This is a genomic window from Vibrio sp. 1180_3 (genome assembly GCF_029478545.1).
Taxonomy (GTDB): Bacteria; Pseudomonadota; Gammaproteobacteria; order Enterobacterales; family Vibrionaceae; genus Vibrio; species Vibrio aestuarianus.
The window spans coordinates 87940-110252 of record NZ_SJFM01000008.1; the positions used below are offsets into that span (position 1 = coordinate 87940).

The following is a 22313-nucleotide window of genomic DNA, read 5'->3' on the forward strand; positions in this document are numbered from 1 at the left end:
TAAGATTTAGCCTGTCGGCTTTGTTTATATACCGCACCCACTCGTTTGTGGGGTCACTTTGACGGTGGTGACGTTTCTGCTCTAAGGGCAAAAATTTGGTTGATGCTTTTGGTGTGTGGTCAATTATCACAAAACACGCACATCTAAGCAATGTAACGACCTTAAACCACTAGGACTAGCCAAGCTAGAAACCTAGTGGTTTATCATCTAAATAAGTTCATCCAATGTTTTCAAACACTCTGGAAGGTATTTTAATACGAAATACTCAACTTCTGGATGATCTGGATTTTTCCGTCGATTGTCTAACTCGATTGTTAACTTCTTAATAACATCCGAAAACTCTCGATTGCCATCGTTGTACTCTCCAGACGCTTTAATGAACATAGACAAGTAATCTGCCGTTTTGACAATAAAACGTTCGCTATCGCTATTACTTCTTTGGTTGATCATAGGAGTAATATAATCACGAATCATTTCATCAGACTCAGTATTTAGCAATGAGTTTTCAATGCTTTCCTCAATCTTTTTTATCATCGAAGTCAGTTCTGGATTGGCGTATTTCAATGGTGAAGGTAGATCGGATAATCCGGCAGCTTCCTGAGCCTCATGCATTACGGCCAATGTACAAACTCGCTCAGGATTTACATCCATGGAGAATCGTACCTTGGCTATTACTGCTAGTTTATAAGCAATAACTGCCACCTCAAAGCTGTGTTGAGCTACGGTTTCATTTCTGAATGTATGCATCAATGGCCAGCGTGTTAGGTTGCGTGAGCGTAGTAGCCATGCGACTAACGTATTCTTTTTATGGGTAAACATTGTTTTCTCCTTTTTTAAATGCCCTGTCGAGCTGAGTAAATATCCCGCAACTACGCGATAGCAGTTGTCACCTTAGCGGTGGTGACGTTTCGCTCTAAGAGCAAATCCTGATTAGAAATTTTATTTTCGAATCAAGACTTTTGACTTGGTGAATTGCACACCTTCAAATGAAGATGTGCAATTTGGTTACAGTGGAATGGTTATTTGCTTGCTTGCAAGTTCATAAGATGCGATGTCATGTAAAGTCCTATTTGGTGAAGACTTACGTGATTTGGATTGAGTTTGTAAATCCATTGCTTCAACAATAGAGTCAACCCCCAATAAATCGTTTTCATATTCGCTTTCAAGTTCAAGTTTATATTTCTGTGAAAGTATTTTCCGATGCTCATCATCACTTATAGAGTTGGACTGTAAAAACTCATCCACACTCATAAGTTTCGTTTCGCCATCTACGTCCTCTGTTTGTGGGCGAAGCGATTGCATCAATTTATAGATGTAATCATGGCGACGAGCGATGTGTTCATAGCGGAGTAAATCAGCTTTTCTCATCTGAATCCAACCATGATGTATTGCAGCACGACACACCTCTTGATGGCTTACATGATTGAGCTCGTAATAATGATCACGAACACAATTTATGTATGACCATCCAGAAGCTGGAGTTATCGTTAGCTCATCTGCATGCTCAACATTGAGCTCTTCCATGCGTCTTCCGACAGGAATCATTGCAACCAATAAGCCTTCGCACTCCTCATCATGCGGTAAAGCACTTGATACATCAAACCATCGACGTTGCGGAATGCTAATCCGAGGAGATTTGGGGATAGATGGTGTATGGTATCTGTAACCCAACTCTCTAATCTCGATCCAGTCTTTCGCTGCTGCCGACGCTTCGTTGAAATCACGCTGTAGAGACCATGCAAAGTCAATGAGCAATATGTCGTCATAAGTGACAAATTGGAACATTGGTCCACACAGCAAGCGATTGTGCTCAGTATGCGGGATTTGGTTTGCGTACCATTTCGCTTCATGCTCACGAGCTCTGTCAAGCTCTATAGCATCAATGGTGATGAGATAGCGGAGTAATTCCCGCTTAGTTCTAGAGAAAATAGTCAGGCACCACTTTCATATGCTTTGCTGGACTTATATTTCGTCCACGAAAATCACGCCTGCTCATGTCAAATCTAATACTAATAAGAAATTCACGAAATTTAAGTAAGGGGTTCATAAAGCCATACTTCTCTTCATCTTCCTTTACCATACTTTCCAAGCTCTTATCTCTATCTCCAGATACGGTGCACCATGCACAACCAAATCTGCTCCCACATGCCTTTTTCGATGAACCATCGATTAAAACAGCACACTGGCCATCGTTGGCATCCCTGTAAAGCCCAACAAGCTCATCAAAGTCATTTCGAAAGGTTCGAAACAACTTTGGCGGTGACGTTTCAGTGCCACTGCAGCCAGTTATTAGCTCCCAGACATCATCTAAATACCAGTCGGCTATGATCGAGTAGGTTTTTCTACCATCAATATCAACAATGGCTAACTCACTCATCTGGTACTTATGCATTGATTCCTTTCTTGCTTGACTCTCTTCATACCTAGAGCCAACAAGTGATACGATTTGATTACCAGTCTCCCGTTCCAAATCGCGAACCTTCCGCTGCATTGGGATGATTTTTTCGTCAACGCTGCAATCGTTCGATTGTCCTGGGAACCGAGGTAATTTACCTCGACCCAAGCAAGTCCAAGTCCAACGACCACTAACGCTAGGCTCAACCTGAATAACCTCTACAGGTAGTTTGTTGATTGCAATAAAAACCTGTATGTCAATCAACGCCCCTGCCAAATAATTATCAATCATTGGCATTTCTCTGCGAGTATTCGAGTTCATAATGTAGCAGCTCGGTATATTTGGTATACCCGCTTCAACTAATCTCTTTAATGCCTCAAGCATTAAAATGACCACACACGAGCTGTCTTTCCACCGCTGTATGTACTCAGAAGTGAGATTCCTGATTTGGCTAGTACCGAAATACGCTCAATAGCAACTTCCCATTTTTCACTGTTTTGTTCCATGATTATCTCCTTTAAATATGCCCTTTCGAGCTAGGTAAATGTCCCGCGACTGCACAATTGCCGTTGTCACCTTAGCGGTGGTGACGCTTCTTACTCGGTGAGTAAAAATCCGCAAAGAAAAAGCTTAATTTTTTCTTTGAAGACTCAAATAAAGCGCCTTACCCGAAGGTAAGGGCGACTTTAAAATGGTTAGTTAAGCAAAGTACGATTCATCTTCATATTGATCGTCCCGTGATATAGCATCGAACAAAGTGAGTGCTTGTTGACGTTGGTTTTGTATTACTCGATTCTCTATCTTATCGAGGTCTTTCCGATTTCTGATTGCGGAAATTCGATAAGACGGTTTACCAATGCTCGTGAATTTAGCTCGTTCTTCATCAGTAATTTCAACCCCTTTACTTGCAAGAAATTCATCGTAAAGAAATGATTTTTTGCCTTTTACGGTGGTTATCTTTACTCCGTGAAGTGAGAGTTGCTTAAACTCACTCGCGATCCCCGTCAGTTTTTCAGCTAGTTCCTTTTTTTCGGTGCTAACTTCTTTCAAGCGTTTTCGAAGGTCTGATTCTTCTTTTTGTAGCTCAAAAAACGTAATCGTTTCCTGATCCCACTGAATCAGCTCTTTTTCGCCTGGTTCGTAGTAATCCATGTTTGGATCTTTTTCCGGTGCTGTTGCGTTTTGAATGTTCTGAGTGAAGAAACGATCTACGCTGTCAAATATTGATGTCTGTATATCTAAATCTTTAACGACTCTATATATTTTTAACGTGTTATTTTCTTCAAAGTAGAACACCAAATATCCGTAAGGAGCATCCAGCAAGCCCATTTGGTAGTGGAGTTGCGGCAAATGCATTAGAGCCAATTTTGACTTCAGTCCATTTTCGATTAAATCATCGAAATGTGTCAGACAAGGACATTTGATTTCAGTTGGAATGCTCTCTCCATTAATGAGAGCAACCCCATCAAATGATACCTTTCTCCACGGATAGACATCATCCTCAGCACAGTACACATTTAACTTTACACCGAGCTTCATTTCTATCGACTTCCTAACTAAAGGTTCGAAGAAATTACCACGACGAACATGAGGGTTTCTTGATAAGTCTGTAGGGGTTTTAATGCCAAGTTTCTCGGCCCACAACTCCCATCTCGATTTATATTCAGATACCCCCATAATCACAGGAACATCGGAGCTACCAATACCGAATGATCTCCAATCCTCCCACTCTTGGGTTCCTTGATTTAGCGTGTTTACTTTTAGCATTGTTATCTCCTTAACTAGCCCTTTCGAGCTCTAGTTGTGAACAAACCTTACGTGCCGCGCTATTCATCACTTTCAATTTATCCTCAGATAAACACAAACCAGCATGGATTAGCGGCAGAGGCTGTTTTAATTCAAAAGCTATCAATTGATAGGCTTCATCTTCACTTACATAACATTTACAGATTTCTCTAATCAAATGGTGAAATTCCCGTCTAAGCTTTCTCACAGCAAAGGGGGCCGGTAAAGATACAGGGAAACCATGTTGATCGGAGCGACCTATGTAATGACAATGATCACAAAGATAACTACCATCATTTCCGAGCTTGTATTCACCACCGCAATGACACGGATATATCTGAGAAAACACTTTTGCTGGCAAGTTCTCTAATTGAGAAATAGCTAAGCTCGCAGTGTATTCTAGCTGCTTTACGTGCTCTGACGGGGCGTTTATCCTGCTAACCGCTTGGATAATATCGCTCGATGTTAAGAGTGTTGATTGCTTTTGTCCTACAGCTAAAAATATCACTTCCGCGTAATCTCGCAGACGACGATATTCTTGAGAGTATCGGGAGCTACCAACGCTGCGACCAAGCTCCTTATACTTATCTATAATGAGCTTGGCGAATCGTCTTTTTTCTCGGTTATACATACTTATCTCCTTGTTTATTGCCCTTTCGGGCGCGTTAATGTGTGGTGATGATCTTTATAGCCAAGCGGAAAATAAGTAAGAAACCTCTGGTATCCCCTTATCTCGACTAAGCCCATCCATCGGTGTGATGTTTTCAGATATCCACTTTGTCATCCACATGCCTCGATCCCAATCGTCACACTGCGTCAAGCCGTCTAAGATGCTTTCCCCCGTATATACATATTGTTTTTTAGCAAGTTGGAGCAATGCTTCATCTTTCGTTTTAAAGCATTCATGATAGCGAGGCCCATCTTTATCGAAAAATGACAGCCTAAATTTATAGCCATTATTCTTCATTTTTAGACAGGGTTCGGGTAGAAAGCAAGCAACCTGCCCATCCTGGTTAAGCGCTTCAAAGTAACCATCTGGGTACTGGCTAACCAACTCACTTTCTGCTTGGTGACGCTTATAGCTGATAGCTAAACGCTCCCAATGCTTTGTGGTTAACTTAGCTTCGGTAAAGTTGCCGACATTAACATTATGAATCGCAAACAATGGCCTACGTTTTAACCACTGCTTGAAATTTTTCTCATTACAATTCACGATCCCTTCATAGAAAAAATAATCTTTTTCAGGTTCTAGTGATTGCGATTCCTTAAAATCGGAAAATGTTACTACTCGATTGTCAATCAAGCTCTGACTTCTCATTGTTATCTCCATGTAAATTATCCTTTCGGACAAGTTGTTTTATGTTCCGCAACTGCGCAAAAGCAGTGGATACCTCAGCGGTGGTTCCCTTCACTCGATAGAGTAAATCTAAATAGGTAAACGTAATGCTTACCTATTTAGACTAAAACTGCCCAACCGAAGTTAGGGCAGTTTATTATATTAAGTATAACGATGGGCTAGGTAGCCTATGGCCATTAAGCCAAATAACACCGTTAGAAATGCAAAATCATGCATTTCAATTGCTGGATTGGACCAGAACATATTTATCTCCTTATTAAACATTCCTTTCGGAACTAAACTTGATCTATGAATTTTCAAGCTTTTGAACTTGCTGATCGAACCATTTTAAGGCGTAAGCATCTTTGATGATGCAGCGCTTTTTCTTTAGGCTCTCGATCGTCAACCGGCCTTTATCTGCAAGAGCTAGATATGGCTTGATGATTTGCAAAACTGTTCTATTTACATAGACCTCTTCAAAAACTTCCACTTGAGGTTCAGCTTTGGCTTCCACTTGAGGTTCAGCTTTGGCTTCCACTTGAGGTTCAGCTTTGGCTTCCACTTGAGGTTCAGCTTTGGCTTCCACTTGAGGTTCGGCTTTGGCTTCCACTTGAGGTTCGGCTTTGGCTTCCACTTCGGTATCACCTTCGATGTCAATTGATTCGAGGTCTATATTTAGAGCCCTTGTCTGCTTGACTGATGGGAATGAAGCATCCACCTTTAGTGGTTTATCATGCTCTTTATTGCGGTACATTTCGGCTTGAGCTTTTGTTGCTAGAGCTTCATATTCTCGCGTTATGTCGCTAATAATATCGCTATCCGATAGCGCATTAATACTAACCATTTGACGTAATGCTTGAATAAAAGCCACATGTCGCAACATTCGGGCAGGTCGAGTCCAACTAGGAAGATGGTGAAGTGCATTTTGAAACACTTCGAGAAAATACTCCCTAGCTGTTGATGTGCCCTTGTCCTTGTGAACTAGAGTGCATTCGATCCATGCTGGCACCTGATATTCAACACCATTGATCTCCACTATTTCGGATGCATCCGAGTAAAGGTAAGTTCTCTGGGTAATATTTTCGGAGGTGGCGATTTTCATCCAACCATCCATAGTTGCCATTACTTTTAGATCCCCGAACGGAGTTATACAGCCATAAATTTCATTGTTAAATGGATTTAGACCTGTTTCCAACGCCACTGTCACAACTTGTGTACGAAGGTAGTTCGTAACCGTTATGCCACGATCTATTATGTCGCGAAAGAATGTCCCATCTAGGTAGTTAAATGCTGACACAATATCAATCTCTTGATTTTCATTAAGAAATCCATACTTTTCAGCAAACTCATCGTGCAACTTCTGTTGGACATCAACAGAGCGTAGTGCTGCCTTGCGTCTTGCGTCGATAGGCTCACTCGAAGCAGCATGCGATTTTTGGGGGGTGCTCATTTTTATCTCCTTGTCATATTGCCCTTTCGAGCTGTAGTGTGTGTGGTAATTCCTGAACAGTATCAGGTTGACTTTCATACCTGTCATATTTTGCTTACGCAAAAAACAAAAAAAGCCAAATGGTAAAGTAGTCTTACCGTTTAGCTTTAGTTTGTGTGAGAGTTCTCTCTTGTCTTTCTAAGATACATTAATGCACAAACCTTTTCCACTAAAGGTTTGGTTATAATTAAGGCTACAAACCATGTAGCCTTAATTGTGTCGTTTTCTATGAGTGCAACTGAGATTTAAAATTTTCGCTTCGCTCCTCGCATGGCAATTTGATTGGTCGGTATTTGGGGTTAAATTTAGCATTGTTCGACGCCTTAATGCCGTAGGTTCGACATAAAAATGGCCACATGGACGGCACCGACGCCATTAACATTTGCCGGAGAGTGTCTTCATGACGTACACTTGGATTATGCATAGTGATTACCTCTGATTTGGTAGATTGTTGTGTGACAGACCTCGTGAGCTGCCCGGCTGTTCGAGGTCTTTTTTTAGCTGTTGTCTGAATCCTCAGAAAATAGCTGCCTTATGAATTGTTCGAGTTTTTCTAGCTTGTGTTCCGGTTGGTTATCAAACTCATAATAGACCTTAGCTTTACCAGACCGTTTTTTTGTTATTGCCATCTTCTTATTGGCGAATTCAAGTATGTCTGTTTTATGCGGTACTTTTGCTTTGGGTTTGCGGCCAATGATCGCTTGTTTTAACAAAGCAAGACGGTCTTTATTGTTCATGGCCAGTTCGCTGTTTTTAAGCCATTCAGACTCTAATCCTTTGTATTTCAAAACAACCTTATTGGTAGCAATTGTTATTTCATGATTAACTTTTTCATCATACTGGCTTCGCAATAAATCATTATCCGCACCTGCACTTTTTGATGCTCGGAATTTACCGATGTCTTGCTTTACCTTTTTTTCAATTTGATCAGATAGCTTTGCTATATCTTGGTATGTCTTAACACTACAACTATTGTAATCTGGGAATAGTTCCATGATTGGTGTAGGGATTTTAGCTGCTTTAAGCTTTCTTCGTACCAACTCTGATTCTTCGCCTACGTGATCTGCCAATTGTTCAACAGTTTCAAAGGCATTTGTTATTTTAATGTCAAGAAGAACGCGACCTTCTTCTCTATCGGAGAGGTTCTTTGTTAATCGCGATATGTCTGCTAGATATTTTGCATCTCTCATGCTGATAGGCTCACGAGCCACATATATCCGATAGCTAGATTCCGTTAAAATACAGGCCATTCTTCGTCGCGAGCTATCAAACACTAAAACTTTATCGCTGTTTTCACTGTATGCTCCAACACCAGGATATGTATTTTCGCCATCTCGTTCGATGGTTTCAATAATATCGCTAAGGGCTACTCTATCTAAGGAGCCTTGATCGCGTCCGTTGGCAGGGTGAATATCTGTTTTGGCTTCAATTTCTGTCCGACCAGTAAATACTAATAGGTCGCAGGCAATTCTACGGCCATCTTTGAGTTTGAAGTCATACGTTCCAGACGAGCTAAGGCCAATTGCTTTTAGTATCTCCGAGTCATCAACACCTTCCGGTTTTTTTGCTAGATTTCTGCGAACATTCGAAAATAAACTCTCTTGATCGCTAATCCACTTCTGAGCCTTCCTTTCCTCATTTTGTTGTTTGATTTGTGATGTCGGTTCTTCTTTGAGGTTATTGGCAAAAATGGCATCTAATGGATTGATGTTAGTCATTACTCTTCCTCACATTGAAGTTGTGAAAACACCAGACTAGCGATTTCTTCATACAATGAGCTTGCATGCTCTAACGAATCTCTTACGTTGCGGCTGGTATGATTCATTAACTGTATTGGTAGGTTATTTTCTGATGCATCTTCATACACTTTTGACTCGAAAATCATTGTTGAAAAGCATCTTGCTAGTGTTTTGATCTTTAATGAGCGATTGTAAATCGATTTCGGCTTCTTGGTATTCTTGGTGATTAGCGTGATGATGTCATTAAAGCCTTTAGCATCACTAGGCATCATCGTAGAAAGAATGACTTTAACGCTCTCTAAATATTCAACATATGCATTAACATCTTGCTGACGCCCAGTGACTGGGATTACAAGCATGGTTCCTGCATAATATAGGGTGTAGAGCATCATATCGGTTGCGGGATTACTATCGATAATAATCAAATCAAAATCAGAGCGTAATGGTTCAATGATTACGTCGTTATATACAGAGATAACTTGATCTTTTGATATCCCCCTAGCCAACGCCCCTGCCAAATAAACGTTTAAGTGTTTACAATCGCCAAAGGAAGGAAGCAACGAAACGTCATCAGCGTGAGTTGTTACGATAATCTCTGCTAGAATGGCTTTATATTCCGCTTGTTTTTCTGGAGATAAGCGAATATCTCTGCTTAATTCAACGTTGGTGGTAAGCAATCGAAGTAGGTTGTGTAGTGGCTTTGTGTATTTTGGCGCTAATTTATGACGCAAAGAACCTTGTGGATCGGTGTCTATAAGTAGAGTTCTTGGGCGATTTTTTAGGTCAAATGATGATTGGGTTGCCAAAGTTTCAGCGACCGTTGACTTTCCAATCCCACCCTTGGCGTCATGTATTAGTAATACTGGAACTTCAAAATCATCATCTCGCAAATCAGAAATCGATTTCTTTTCAAAAAATCGCATGATTTCAATCGCATCACTACGATTAACATCTAGAGCATTATTGCCTTTTCTTGGAAATTTGAAGCCATTTTGTTCTTCAAATTTATTTAAACCCGTCTTGAAAATAGCTTCCGTTACACCTAGTTGTAGTGCCAACTCTTTTGCGTTAAATGCAGGTGTTTTAAGTGGTAGCTTATCCAGAGATAGACTAATACCCGCACTCTTTAGAGGTAGCACTTTCGCTAGCTGTTCATCTAGAAAGTCGCAGTTGTTTTCGATGCTCTTGGACATGTTTTGCTCCTATAAGTTTATTGCTTACAGAATACATAACTCGCACCTTTTTTGCAAACAATTAGCAAAAAGGTACGACAGTAAGCAAAAAGGTCGTTACCTTGAGGATTGCATGGGTGAATCTTTAGCTAAATTGGACCCCATGCTTAATTTAGTCCCATATTGGGTTATGGCGGTACACTTGTGTTATTGCTCTTTTTATTGGAAGTTAACTCGTGAATTTGAATTTAATTGAATCAATGCTGAAGAACTCTGATTTTTATCCCGTATATCAACCAATCGTTCGGCTTGCTGATAGTTCAGTTCACTCATTTGAAATCCTTACTCGTTGGAATACGGATCAGATGTCGTGTAGCGTTGAGAAACTTTTTAGTGCGATTGACTCCAAATTGGGACGAGATATATCGTTGCTAGTTTTTTCAAAGGCTCTGGATTCTTTCCAGCACAGTCCTACTGCACTTAATGTTAATTTTTCCTCTCTTCACTTGCTGTGTAACGACACTATTTCACGCATTACGCAGCTAATAAATTACTTCAATTACCCTTCACATCTAATCACCATCGAAGTGACTGAGGTGCATTCGACCTTCGTTATGGAGCAATTAGCGACCGTTCTTTGTTCGCTTAATAGCTTTGGCATCCGAACATCTCTTGATGATTTTGGTGCTCAAGCATCGTCTTACGATCGGCTTTTTTCTATTCCATTCAATCAGGTAAAAATTGACCGATTTTTCATAAAAAACATCGAGGTCGATTCTTTAAAACAAGAATTGCTTCGCCACTTCGTTTCATTTATTCCTAAGTTCGATTGTGAAATTGTCGCAGAAGGTGTTGAGTCTACGTTAGAGTCACAATATTTGATGGAACTGGGAATTGATCTAGCTCAAGGGTATCTCTTTGCCAAACCTCAGCCATTTCACTTATTAAAAAGTGAGCCATGGAAAACCAGATTACTCCATGACTCACTCAGCGTTTTGTAATAATGGTTAAGTGTTAGTGGTTATGTCCTATGGTGTTTGTTTGATGCCCATAGGAATTTGGGGTGTTAATGCCAATATCATCATTATCATTACTGCCATTACCGCTAGAGCCTCGAATTCCGGCCTCTGCGCCTTTTTGTCCAAGTGACGCTAAAGCTTCTCCACCCGTTTGTCCAACAACTGCCGCCCCTGCAATCAGAGTCATAAATGATGATCCAGCGATATTACCTACCATCTGAACTAACATGATCCAAATAATTGGTATGATGTATACAAACATTGCTGATGTTGTCGCGATCAGATACATCTGCATGTCAGTGCCGGACTTAATGTTACTTGCATGAGTGACGATGGACTCTGAATAATCAGAAAGTGATAACAAGATCGTCTCTAAGTGGGTAGCTAGATTTAGCCAAAATGGGGTTAGGGATATTGAGAAGTAAAGTAATACCCAGTTATAAAGAAATTTTCCTGAGTATCCAGATAATACAGTTAGTATTGGCAATGCGCCTATAAGTATTGTTTGAACCATAACCACCAATAGTGGCCCTATTAGAGCAACGGCATGTGCTTTTCCTGATTCAACCAAATTAGAATAAATAGCCCCTATAGTTACCATTGCATTAGTGATAGATTGAGTAACGCTAGTGTTAGTCTCCTCGATACTGCGATTGTTGCCAGTAGTAATTTCAGAAATGAAATTATTGATGATACCAATGTTAGTGGGAGCAATTGTCGGGATAGAGAATCCAAATATTGAATTGTCGCCGCTGCTTTTTGATGGAGTGTCCCATTTATTGCTGCCATTTTTTAAAGCGTCGTTATAGACAACCATGATTAAATCGTGCTTAACATGTGATGCCGTGGCCTTACCATTGAATAGCTTTACATACGAAAGCATCTTTTCAGCATGCTCAGTAAAATTATCTTGAGCGAGTACGTCATCTTCTATTTTTTTGTATAGATCTTTCCCTGCCAAAGAGCAATTCATCGTTTGCCCTACCTTTGACTGCTCAAACCATGTATTAGGAATCGTTATAGTGATCGGGGCTTTCCCCTCTCCAGGAATAAGCATACCATCGTAAGCTGTCAACATTAGGCTAGCTTCGGAATCAAATGGTGGCGGGTAGAAACTCCAACCATTCAAATTATCAGATGAAACCCGGATCGTTTTTTGTTGAGCCAGTGCTTCTCTAGCATCAGATACCGCCAATGAGTGACACTGATTTTCAAATGCAACTATGGACCGATAAACACTCTCAGACTGCGGGGCTTGGCTATCTACGAACTGCGACACTTCTTTTTTTGAGGCACCTTGCGTACAAGCCATTCCTGCTATTAGTGCAGAGTTCACACCTGTCGAAACAGTGTGAACCAAACCTGTCATTATCGATGGCGACGCCCCATTAAACCCTAAAGCTTTTAGAACGGTTTCGCTTGATTGTTCGATATCTGTTAGATTATTACTCGTTAACGATGGATTCGTCATGCACGAATATTGTCGATACGACATATCCAACCGGTTATTCACTGGCATAACCACCAGCACAATAGTAATCAGCATTGGCCAAAATGCTTTTTCTACTGATTTGACCGCTAAAACAGCAGGGGAGCCCTCATCCAAGCCTTGGGCTCTTGCTTCCATGAAGGCCATAACGAAAATGATAATAAATGGGAAAAAAATCAAACCGAGTCCATTAAAAATATCCCATGCACTATCAGAAATAACCGCCCCTAGTGGTAATAAAAACAAACCACTCACATCATTAGTAACTAGATTCATTTTTATCCACCCACTTGTCTTTTGCTTGAACCACCACCACCGCTCATTCCTCTTGTTGCTTGTTTTGTCATCTGGGTTCCAGCGCGAGCAGCAGCTACACCATTAACAGTAAATAACCCCACAATGAACGGCCCTAGGTTTAATCCTGCGAGCACACAAACAGCGGTCCAACTAACTAATACAACCACCGGGCTACTCATCGCCATGTAATGCAGAGCTAGTCCACTGTTTTTTAGAGATACACCATAAGCACTATCGGAAATCATCCACAGAACATCTGAGATTAGATAAGCTACATTTAGCATGTAATAGCTCATTGCTAGATAGAAATGCACAAAGATGATATTGCCAGCCATTTTCCATGAAAACCCGGCCAGTAAAAAAAGGAATGGCGTGGCAATGTAAACAACCGTAGTAATAACGGTAATGAACATAGGTATGATGGCATATAAATTGGTGCGCTCAGTCGCCTTCTCAAATATCGCAACTCCCATCCCTAAATTAACCAATCGCTCTTTCATGTACGTTTTAGTTTCACCTTCAGTCATAAAGCTCGTAACACCGTCCAGTAGCATGTTCCATGACTCTGACAAAAAATTAGATTCAACAGGGTTTTTTTCTTGGATGATCGATCGTTTACCTACAACCGCATCAATATAAGCTTGATGTAAGTAAGCCTCCTTTACTTCGTTTTTGGTGATAAAGTGTTTAGCTCCATCATCGCTCATGATTGGGAACATTGATTTGGATAAAAATATACGTTCAATAGCATCAGCATGCTCTTGGTTTTTGGTGAACTCCAATTCCATTACGTCTTTGAAATCTTTGGCTGCATCGTAACAATTAATGATGAGTTTATTGGTTGTATTTTCCAGACCAACTAAATTTGTAAGGTAATTGAATGTGGAGTTTGTTGATTCGGGATCGTAATTGTTGGGTTTGTATTGATTTTTGATTGGCCCAACATACTCTGGAGATTTTATACTTATAGTAAGCGGCCTCTGGGATGGATGATTAGCACTCCCCTCATACGCCATTCTTAAATTATTACCAAAAAAGAAATTACCGGATTTGCTATATGGGTCGGCTATCTTTGTTGTCCCATTATTAATACCATCAGCAATTCTTTGTTGGCCAACGCTGTAGCAGGCTTGTGAAAACTGCTTGAGGTTATCAATCAGCGCTTCATTATTTATATTAATAAACGACTTATCGACCTCAGCTTGAATAGCTGACGTACTTCTCCCACAAGGTAACTGACTGGACAGTGATTCAGAAACCCCAACCGTAGAGTTATTTACTAAGCCGATCGCCAATGGAAGCCTTGCTCTATTATTCGACAACTCAAGCCCGACTTGCTGCAGTTTTGGCTCTAGGTTATAAAGTGGCTCCAATGCGGTATTGCCGCCATTTATTCCGCATTGAAATTTAGTGAATTTGACATCTGATTCTGAATTGCCGAATGGTATAACAAAAATAACCATCAGTATAAACATTGACCAAAAGCCATTTTCTACGCATTTTACGGCTAACACTGCAGGAGAACCCTCATCAAGACCTTGAGCTCTTGCCTCCAAGAATGCCATAATAAAAAGCGCGATGAATGGAATGAATACAAGCCCTAACCCATTCAGAACATCAAAAACCCTTTCTGAAAGATTGATCGCGTAGGGGATTAGGACTTGTCCCCAGGGATCTTGAACCGCAATCATTATTGAGCACCTAAAGGCTTGTCAGAAGATCGCGTTTTTTGGGCTGATAGCAATCTTTCGATATACATTTTGGAGCGATAGTTATTGACTTTGGAGTGGTTATTTAAGTTATCTTCTTCCACCTGAAGCGTTTCGATTAAAAGGTCCACTTCTTTGTTGAGGCCAGCATCTTGAATGTCTTTATCCCCAGATGCAGATATTAAACTTTTCCGGATCTCCCCCATAAGGTGGTTAGCTTGCACATAGGCAACGTCATATGCCCATCCAGAAACGTAGGTATTAAAAACCTCAACATCTCTATCTAGCGATGCCAAGTTCCTAAAATAATTAGCGTCTACTCTGATTGATGTACTAAATCCAACTGATTCATACTCTTCACTTGTAATGGTTCGAATACTTTTACTTGAAAGTTTTACAATCTTTTGGGCAATAATTTGCTGTTTTAAGGCAATCCACGCTTGAATGCCGTAGCTATTGAGATCGATACTGTCACAGCCTTTACATATAGATATGTATTTATTGCCTAATATAATCGTTGCTGCAGTATTCAGCTCCCCGATAGTTGGTGTGATGAGTTTTAGTGTTTCGCTAATATTTGGTAGCTCTGATGTCGAATTTGCGTTTTTATAAAAATTCGTGCACTCATCTCTCGTCAATCCACGATAAATACACCAACCATATTTTACGGTATTGTCGATGAGATCTATTGGTGGTTGATTTTTTCCACCGAGTTTCTTGCCAAAAATTGTAAATCCATCTTCAGCCGCTGCGTCCAAACCCGATTTAATCAACTCTTCAACTCTGATGTTGTTCCAATCATTCTCCAGTGCTGTTTCGGCATTTAGCTCAACAATTTTATTGAGTTTTGTTTTTCTTTGCATCTCGCTTAAGGGGCCACCTACATGTTCCACCAGCGATTCAGCTATCGCACTACACGACCCCATAGCGCTTAGATAGTCATTTATCCCGAGATCTATGCCTTCTTGAATTAACTGATAGAGGTTAGGGTTGGATTTTGAAATGTATAATGACGCTAAAAAGATAGCGCCATCTTTTGAAGCGAGTTGCTTAACTATGGTTTCGAAATTTTCGTAGATTTTTTTTAGAGTGCCATCGGTGAAGGCGTTGGTGATGGATAGACCAACATTACCTTTGCAAGATGTCGGCATAGTCACTTTACCCGATAGCAATGTGAGTGGGGGTAAAGGAATATTAATGGGTTCTGATGGCGGTGCAGCAGCTGAAAAAAACAGCTTCATGTCTGTTTTGTCTGCTTCGCTTAATGTTAGCGCGGATGCGCCCGTGGACATTGTACCTGCACAGATAAATGCCAAAATTGACTTTGATATTTTCATAATTATCTAGCTAACCGCGTGGCTCTATTCAAGAGTGTCTTCATGTAGATAATTGTCGCTTATCTTTAAATCAACATTTCAAGCTGCCCTATTAGTGGTACTCGATAAACAAAAAAGCCACCCCTTTTGGAGTGGCTTTTGATTAACGATTTCGACGCCTTAATAATGCTTTTCGATAAATTGCGTAAGCTGTTTGGCGTGTTACATAAAATTGTGGGTTATTAAACATCATTCCCTCCTTACGCGCTATCAAAGGCAGTGTTAAATTCTGATTGAGTTAAGTGGATACCTAATCCCAATAGTTCTAACCTAGCCTTTGCTCGCGCTTGCGTGATTGGTAACTGTTCTTTGTGTTTTTTTATTAATGGTAAAATTTGTTTATCACATCTCGTACTTCTAAATCGAACTAATGTTGTGTTTTTCACCATATTTAAGTTAGTGATAAATACCGTTCCTTTAGTAGCACCGCATGGATTCAACTTAACCCCGAAAACTTCAATTGCAATAGCTTGTAGCTTTTCATTTGAGGCGTTCTGGCATTCTTCATTAATCACAGATATCAGCTGTTCACGAGTTAGTTTGACTTGTTCAATTACCATATTTATCTCCTATACACTCCCTTTCGAGAGCCCTAGATCTTGCGACCTAGGGGTAAGCTATCTTAGATTCGAACCGGCATCACCACCTGAACACCTGAAGGATTTTCAGCTTCAATGATGGTTGCTGCTGTACCTCCGTCATTAAAACCTAAAACAACGCTTGGGCCGACCATGGCGTTTAATGCTGAAACTAAATATTCAAGATTAAACCCAATATCGATATTGGCTATGTTGTTACCCGCAACCTCTATTTCGTCTTCGTAACTACCAAGGTCATTACTAGCCGAAATACCACAAGTGTTATTTTTGAACGACAACTTCCCGCCCCGAAACTTTGGATTCGTCATCGGCATTGCCGATTTTAACGATTCCATCAGTTCATCTTTGCGAAACGTTACATTCGATTTCGTGCTCATTGGAACTACTCTGCGCCAATCAGGATAAGAGGCATCAATAACTTTTGAGTTTAGATATGCTCCTGTGCTGAGTTTGATCCTAATTGATGTTCTGGAGAATTTTAAGCAAACGTCTTCATCGGGCGATAATTTTAAAATTCCCTCAATGTAACTCACCGCATCATTCGATAAAATGATTTGATGTTGTTCATATCGAAGTGCTCGATATGAGCATTTGCTTATTGACAGCCTATGCCCATCAGTACCAATAGATCGTAATACCCCAGTTTCATCTGAATTAAGGCAGACTCCATTAAGGTAGTATCGGATGTCACCCTTTGCTGCTGCTGCTTTTGATATTCGAAGAATGCGTTCAAAATCTTTCACCTTAATGGACATCTCGTTCATTTCAGCTTCTGGATCTAATTCATTAGTTGATGGGGTTAACTGAGTAAGTTTTAATTCAGTTTTCAATCTACCAGCGCTAATGGTTAACGTATTTTTCTTATCTAGGCATAGCTCTAGCTCACTAAACCGCTTCGCAATATTATGAACAATCCCTTTAAAGGCTTCATAATTTACTTGGAAAGTTAGCGATTCAGTGCTGTCACAACCGACGATCATTGATTGCTTTTCAATATTCAAACCATACCGCATGAGGACGCACTGACCGGGCGTCACCATAACGTAAGCCTGGTCTATAAAAAACGTTGTTTGATCATAACCATGCTCGTTAATCGAAATGAAATTAACAGCGTTTAGCAGTCCCATTGTATCGATCTTAATTTTCATATTTATCTCCTTCATACATAGCCCTTTCGAGCAAAATAGTTTTTGTTGGGTTGTGGCCAGTGCCATGTAACTTTAACCCTAGTTACTGCTAACTCCGTAGAGTAAACATACCGATGCAAAGGCATGAGTATATTCACTCGTTCCCTTAAAAAGTAGAGTGGCCCAGTAACGGGACCACTCTTTCTTTGCTTAATCTTCTGCGAAATACTCGTCAATATTAAGATCAACGCTATTGGATAAAGAATCATCTATGAACTCTTCATCCACAAAAAAGCCACTATCAATACCTAAAAATGAAGGTACTGTGCTTAATACAGAATCAGTCCCCTCATATTCTTCGACAATTATTTTTGTTCCAACCTCTGATAACAACTGTTCATCGTTATTCATTGGTAATGAGGAATCAGTCTCTTCCGAGTCATCTAATGAAGATGTTTCATCTTGCAGTGGACTATCGATAACTACACCGGTTAATTCATCTGGGGTAGTTAAGAGTTTTAATGTTGTCAAAACAATTGAAGTTTCTTTATCGTATGCCTTGTTGCTCGCTACTGACGAAGGTAATTGAGCAATGGTTTGTTCGATTAATCGTGCTGCATCTTCAAGCACTGATGTTAAAAACATAAATCGAACACAATAATCACGCATCTCTTCCAGTTTTAATCGCGTAAAACGAGTTATCCGAGGTCGAGTGTTGTTATTTTTTGCTACTTTCATCAAGTCACGATCGTAATCTCTTGCTAGACGAGACATGCCATCAATAGCACTAAGACTAATACCAGAGATGATATCTTCTTGCGCCTCAATGACCATGCCGATTTGCATTTGAATATGCGATTTATCATAAGCATTGGTTAACACAATCTGACCGAAGCCTTCTCTCAGTTCTTCCGCTTGTCGCGCAAACTCCTGGAGCAAGCTATCGTATTTTCTTAAAAGTTCCGCTTTAATCGCTTCTCGCTCTTCCTGCTTTTCTTTTAAGTGCTTGTGTACTTCTTGATAAATTTCCGTTGGAACAGCCCAAGTACCAAAGGAACCAAATCTAACCCCCATTTTATCGAGGTATGTATAGATTTGATCTTTGTTGTTTCTGAGTAGTTTCGGATACGTTTTTTCAAACACAGACTTTCGTCCAAGAGTGGCCAGCTCAGCTTCGAGATCTTTTTCTAAACCGATCTCTGAATATTTCAGCGACTTTTTAAAATCAGAACCAGAAATATCTACTTTGATTAACGCAAGACCTTGCGACTTCAAAGCATCACTGACACTACTCATTTCCAAGTTATTCGTATTAGACATAGTATTTTCTCCTAATTAATGGCTCTTTCGAGCTAGAGTTGGCACCCAAACGGTGCCAACGATTATGTTGCAAGTTACACGCTCATTGAATCATCGAAAATCTGAAGGACATCATCCTTTTCATCAGCGCTAATGCCGTTAACGAAAGAGATTTTAAATGCATCTCTCAATATTTCTCTCTGAAGTGAACCTGTAGCGCCAAGAAAAAACTCATTCATGGCGATAACCTTAGCAATCCAACGTTTTAATGATCGGGTTGATATGGTGCATTCTAGTGTTGCCATTGACGCTTGCGATTTCATCGATTGTTCATGTGCTTTACGGATGCGCATCGCTACCGTAAGCATTACATCGACTACAGTCGAGTAAGCCTGAACTATCTGGGGTTCGGTTAAACTCCCTTTTATTTGAGGGTGTTTTTTGACCTGTAAAACCGCATACTCAGTGAGTAATTTTTTTTCCTTTTCCGGGGCTAGATAATGTTTTTCTAGCATCTGAAATCGGTCATTCACTGATGCATCACCAGAGCCACTTGATACGAATGATGAACTGCCCGTACCGGTATTATTGGTATTGGCCGTAAGGCAGCAGCGCCATTTATCGTGTGCTGTTACCTGTTCACCCGTAATTTCGATGGTAAATCGACGATTATCCATTACTTCATTCAGCATTTTTTGCTGACGAGTCGGTAAGAGATCGTATTCGTCAATGAGTATTGTCCAGCCATTTCTCATAGCTTGAACTAACAAGCCATCATGAAACCGCATACCACCAGTTTCAGTAGGAAGCATTTGACCACCAAGATCGATGACTTCACTATCCTCTCCCAAAATGATGCGCACAACAGGTAAACCAAGGCGAGCGTGTAGCTGATCTACAGTCGAAGATTTACCCGTACCATGCATACCGTAGAAATAAGGTACGGAACCAATTCCTTTAAGTATGTAAGGAAGTACATGTACGATTTCGAGTAAATCAAACTCATACATCTCATCAATTTTCGGTACTAATGGGTGCTTAAACACCTCATCCGTTCCAGGTAGCAAATAAATACGATGAGGGATCGCGGTATTTAGGTAAGGTATTTCTTTTGCTTTATCTTCCATATGAAATAATTTCGCTATGGTTGAACTTGCCAAAACATACTCTAACTCAATACCATCAATTTCATCTTTAAAACGTGTTGGCTTTTGTGACATGATTTTTCTCCTAAAAATTGCCCTTTCGAGCTATCGATGTAAATAATCCGCATCTGCACAATTGCAGTGTCACCTAAGCGGTGGTGACGTTTTCTGCTCAAAGAGCAAGAAATCTGAATAGGTAAATCCTTGACTTATCTATTTAGACTTAGAGTAAAGAGAGGCTAAAGCCTCTCTTATTTTCTCCTAATAAACTACCTCTTTCGAGTCGATTCTAAGCGCAAGGTTGCTTACGAATGATATGGCGTAAAACATAGGTTTTAGCTTGTTCGTAATTACATTTTGCTTCCTGTAATGCATCGTGTGCATGCATGTCTCGTTGAGTCATGTAATTAAAACGAGCGTTACGCAGGTGAGCATGGCTATTTCGCAATACTTTTTTTGCTGACTTGTAGACTTTTTCAAAATCATCTCCAATAACAACTGAAGTTTTCGTTAACCACGCGTTCAAGAAACATTTTCCGTTAGTAAACATCGTTTTCTCCTTTTAAATACCCTTTCGAGTAGCTGAATGTAAGCGTTCCGCAACTGCACAATTGCAGTATCACCTAGGCGGTGGTGACGTTTTCTGCTCAGAGAGCAAGAAATCTTCATTGGTAAAATTTAATGGCATAAATGCTCAGTATTTTATCAATGAAGACTACAAATAGGAGGTTAATGTTCACGAGAAGTGAGAGAGAAGTGATAGTAAGCTGATGCTTGCGTTCTCACATATTAGCCAGTGTGGGTATAGATTGCAATATCAACATATCTATTGGACAACCCAAATGTTATCGGCTTGGCGAATAAAATGCCCTATGAATGGTTATTGTATTTAGTTAACACACACTCATTGAGCGTTAACAGAGTATAAACCTTATGTAATGGATAATGCCAATGTACTCATATGCAATGCTAAAACCACACTTTGAAGCTATTGGGAGGGTATCTATACTGTCGATGTTTGGAGAAAGAGGGATTTTTATTAATGGGGTGATGTGTGCGTTAATCGCTAAAGATGTCGTTTATCTTCGCACAAACTCTAAAACGGAATCTTATTTCACTCTTCAGGGGTGTCCATCTTATTCTTTCTGTAAGAAGAACCATGCAAATCCGGTGAAAACTCGATATTACCAACTCCCTAAAGAAACTAATAAGCTTGATTGGTATGTCAGGGATGCATACGACTTTGCTGTTTTAGATAAGGAGGCAACAAAATCTAGACTAAGAGATCAAGCTAACATGTCCGTTTCGATCGAACGAAAACTAGCTAGCATTGGAATACTGACATTCTCAGATCTACGTCATAAGGGAGCAGTAGCCGCTTACCTCGAACTCAAAAAACGCAACCCTGATTATTCGGAACAAATTTTGTATAAACTCCAAGGCGCAATTTTGGGCGTTCATTATTCATTACTGAATGAGCGAGACATTGATGCGCTTAATCATCAAATCGAAGCAACACAGGCCGCTTAGTGTCTTGTTTTGATGTTCATTTTGGATAAGGGTAATTCGGGTGTGTATCGAGTGATTGAAGCTATTTTATCAATCTTGATGGCAAGCACCTTTGTAACCACAATTGTTGCAGTTTTGGTTACGTGAGAATTTAGGTTTACACCCCCGATGCTTAATCCGACGTGCGATTTTGTGTAAATGTGCGATTTGTGCGTATATGGAACGTGTTGATTTTTCTAACTCGAAATGCCTAACATCCTGTCCGGTAACGATATACCCCTCTCTTATGTTGTAGTGACTTCTCACTGCAACCACACTCGCAAGAAATTGGTTAATATCGGATTGTTTTACTTTGCCAACCCGTGATTTATATTCAACTATGGCATACTTATTCCACCATATTTTGTAGATGAAGTCAGGCTTCGCACTCAGTTCGTACTTGTGGCTTACGAACACTTTGGCCATTGGGCTATCATCGCAATACACCAACTTCCCACGAAAACCAAATTGATTCATAGGTAATGGATAGACAGCAAAATAAATGCGCGAGAGCAAAGCAATGGACAAGCGAAACGCTAGCACACAAGAAAGTGTTCCAATTAAGATCTCCAACCAATAGGCTTGAAGTTGATTGATGATTTCTTGCATTTATTGACTCACCCCAATCAAGCGTAACAGCCAGCGCCATATTCTATAAAGTAGAGATTGTTGTTTCGCATCCTTTTGAACGGATATCGCCAGTTCCTTATGGGCTATATTCCCTCTCATTCTCTGTGACTGATTGAGATAAGAACTTTTTGTGCCATTGCATTGGTGATAAAAAGCCGT

At 40.2% G+C, this 22313-nt stretch carries 21 protein-coding genes; 2 read left to right on the top strand and 19 right to left on the bottom strand.

From position 1 onward, the window contains the following. Nucleotides 1-207 precede the first annotated feature (207 nt). The 10 genes from yfbR to EYW48_RS07160 form a co-directional block, all read right to left on the bottom strand. Nucleotides 208-819 (bottom strand): 5'-deoxynucleotidase, encoded by a 612-nt coding sequence (gene yfbR / locus EYW48_RS07115; protein ID WP_277432124.1) that lies wholly within the window; start codon nucleotides 817-819, stop codon nucleotides 208-210. 186 nt (nucleotides 820-1005) lie between these two features. Then, nucleotides 1006-1785: a hypothetical protein gene (locus EYW48_RS07120; RefSeq protein ID WP_277432125.1), complete on the bottom strand. Its 780-nt coding sequence runs from the start codon at nucleotides 1783-1785 to the stop codon at nucleotides 1006-1008. 133 nt (nucleotides 1786-1918) lie between these two features. Beyond that, on the bottom strand, nucleotides 1919-2791 hold the full coding sequence (locus EYW48_RS07125) for a hypothetical protein (protein WP_277432126.1): 873 nt from the start codon (nucleotides 2789-2791) through the stop codon (nucleotides 1919-1921). After that, nucleotides 2779-2901, bottom strand: coding sequence for a hypothetical protein (locus tag EYW48_RS07130; RefSeq protein ID WP_277432127.1), 123 nt, complete (start codon nucleotides 2899-2901; stop codon nucleotides 2779-2781). The genes EYW48_RS07125 and EYW48_RS07130 overlap by 13 nt, the downstream gene beginning before the upstream one ends. 193 nt (nucleotides 2902-3094) lie before the next feature. Next, nucleotides 3095-4162 carry a lambda-exonuclease family protein gene (locus tag EYW48_RS07135; RefSeq protein WP_277432128.1) on the bottom strand — a complete coding sequence of 356 codons (1068 nt, stop codon included), beginning with the start codon at nucleotides 4160-4162 and terminating at the stop codon, nucleotides 3095-3097. Between the two features lie 10 nt (nucleotides 4163-4172). Then, the gene (locus tag EYW48_RS07140) at nucleotides 4173-4811 is read right to left on the bottom strand and encodes a hypothetical protein (protein ID WP_277432129.1); all 639 of its coding nucleotides are present in this window, start codon (nucleotides 4809-4811) and stop codon (nucleotides 4173-4175) included. Between the two features lie 54 nt (nucleotides 4812-4865). Then, nucleotides 4866-5498, bottom strand: a complete 633-nt coding sequence (locus EYW48_RS07145; RefSeq protein ID WP_277432130.1) for a hypothetical protein — start codon at nucleotides 5496-5498, stop codon at nucleotides 4866-4868. A 325-nt stretch (nucleotides 5499-5823) separates the two neighbouring features. Continuing rightward, entirely contained in the window at nucleotides 5824-6966 is a 1143-nt protein-coding gene (locus EYW48_RS07150; RefSeq protein WP_277432131.1) for a hypothetical protein, read from the bottom strand. A 536-nt stretch (nucleotides 6967-7502) separates the two neighbouring features. After that, entirely contained in the window at nucleotides 7503-8723 is a 1221-nt protein-coding gene (locus tag EYW48_RS07155; protein WP_277432132.1) for a hypothetical protein, read from the bottom strand. After that, nucleotides 8723-9937: a ParA family protein gene (locus EYW48_RS07160; RefSeq protein WP_277432133.1), complete on the bottom strand. Its 1215-nt coding sequence runs from the start codon at nucleotides 9935-9937 to the stop codon at nucleotides 8723-8725. The genes EYW48_RS07155 and EYW48_RS07160 overlap by 1 nt, the downstream gene beginning before the upstream one ends. Before the next feature lie 215 nt (nucleotides 9938-10152). Here EYW48_RS07160 and EYW48_RS07165 point away from each other — a divergent pair, with 215 nt between their 5' ends. Continuing rightward, nucleotides 10153-10917 carry an EAL domain-containing protein gene (locus tag EYW48_RS07165; RefSeq protein WP_277432134.1) on the top strand — a complete coding sequence of 255 codons (765 nt, stop codon included), beginning with the start codon at nucleotides 10153-10155 and terminating at the stop codon, nucleotides 10915-10917. A gap of 13 nt (nucleotides 10918-10930) precedes the next feature. Here the strand turns inward: EYW48_RS07165 and EYW48_RS07170 are convergent, their stop codons facing one another. From EYW48_RS07170 to EYW48_RS07205, 8 genes are all read right to left on the bottom strand, one after another. Next, nucleotides 10931-12700 (bottom strand): conjugal transfer protein TraG N-terminal domain-containing protein, encoded by a 1770-nt coding sequence (locus EYW48_RS07170; RefSeq protein ID WP_277432135.1) that lies wholly within the window; start codon nucleotides 12698-12700, stop codon nucleotides 10931-10933. 2 nt (nucleotides 12701-12702) lie between these two features. Next, nucleotides 12703-14412: a conjugal transfer protein TraG N-terminal domain-containing protein gene (locus EYW48_RS07175; RefSeq protein WP_277432136.1), complete on the bottom strand. Its 1710-nt coding sequence runs from the start codon at nucleotides 14410-14412 to the stop codon at nucleotides 12703-12705. Beyond that, nucleotides 14412-15767, bottom strand: a complete 1356-nt coding sequence (locus EYW48_RS07180; RefSeq protein WP_277432137.1) for a hypothetical protein — start codon at nucleotides 15765-15767, stop codon at nucleotides 14412-14414. Before EYW48_RS07180 ends, EYW48_RS07175 begins: the two co-directional genes overlap by 1 nt. 239 nt (nucleotides 15768-16006) lie before the next feature. Continuing rightward, a complete protein-coding gene (locus tag EYW48_RS07185) occupies nucleotides 16007-16366 on the bottom strand; it encodes a hypothetical protein (protein ID WP_277432138.1) in 360 nt (119 codons plus the stop codon). 62 nt (nucleotides 16367-16428) lie between these two features. Then, nucleotides 16429-17553, bottom strand: coding sequence for a DNA polymerase III subunit beta (dnaN, locus tag EYW48_RS07190; RefSeq protein ID WP_277432139.1), 1125 nt, complete (start codon nucleotides 17551-17553; stop codon nucleotides 16429-16431). Between the two features lie 189 nt (nucleotides 17554-17742). After that, complete coding sequence (locus tag EYW48_RS07195) at nucleotides 17743-18852, bottom strand: DUF3150 domain-containing protein (RefSeq protein ID WP_277432140.1); 1110 nt, start codon at nucleotides 18850-18852, stop codon at nucleotides 17743-17745. Nucleotides 18853-18926: 74 nt separating this feature from the next. Then, nucleotides 18927-20051 (bottom strand): AAA family ATPase, encoded by a 1125-nt coding sequence (locus EYW48_RS07200; protein WP_277432141.1) that lies wholly within the window; start codon nucleotides 20049-20051, stop codon nucleotides 18927-18929. 214 nt (nucleotides 20052-20265) lie between these two features. Next, on the bottom strand, nucleotides 20266-20526 hold the full coding sequence (locus EYW48_RS07205) for a hypothetical protein (protein ID WP_277432142.1): 261 nt from the start codon (nucleotides 20524-20526) through the stop codon (nucleotides 20266-20268). A gap of 401 nt (nucleotides 20527-20927) precedes the next feature. Here EYW48_RS07205 and EYW48_RS07210 point away from each other — a divergent pair, with 401 nt between their 5' ends. Further along, nucleotides 20928-21506 (top strand): TfoX/Sxy family DNA transformation protein, encoded by a 579-nt coding sequence (locus EYW48_RS07210; RefSeq protein WP_277432143.1) that lies wholly within the window; start codon nucleotides 20928-20930, stop codon nucleotides 21504-21506. Between the two features lie 69 nt (nucleotides 21507-21575). On the opposite strand, the gene EYW48_RS07215 is transcribed toward EYW48_RS07210, so the two are convergent. Then, nucleotides 21576-22133 carry a hypothetical protein gene (locus EYW48_RS07215; protein WP_277432144.1) on the bottom strand — a complete coding sequence of 186 codons (558 nt, stop codon included), beginning with the start codon at nucleotides 22131-22133 and terminating at the stop codon, nucleotides 21576-21578. Nucleotides 22134-22313: the final 180 nt, after the last annotated feature.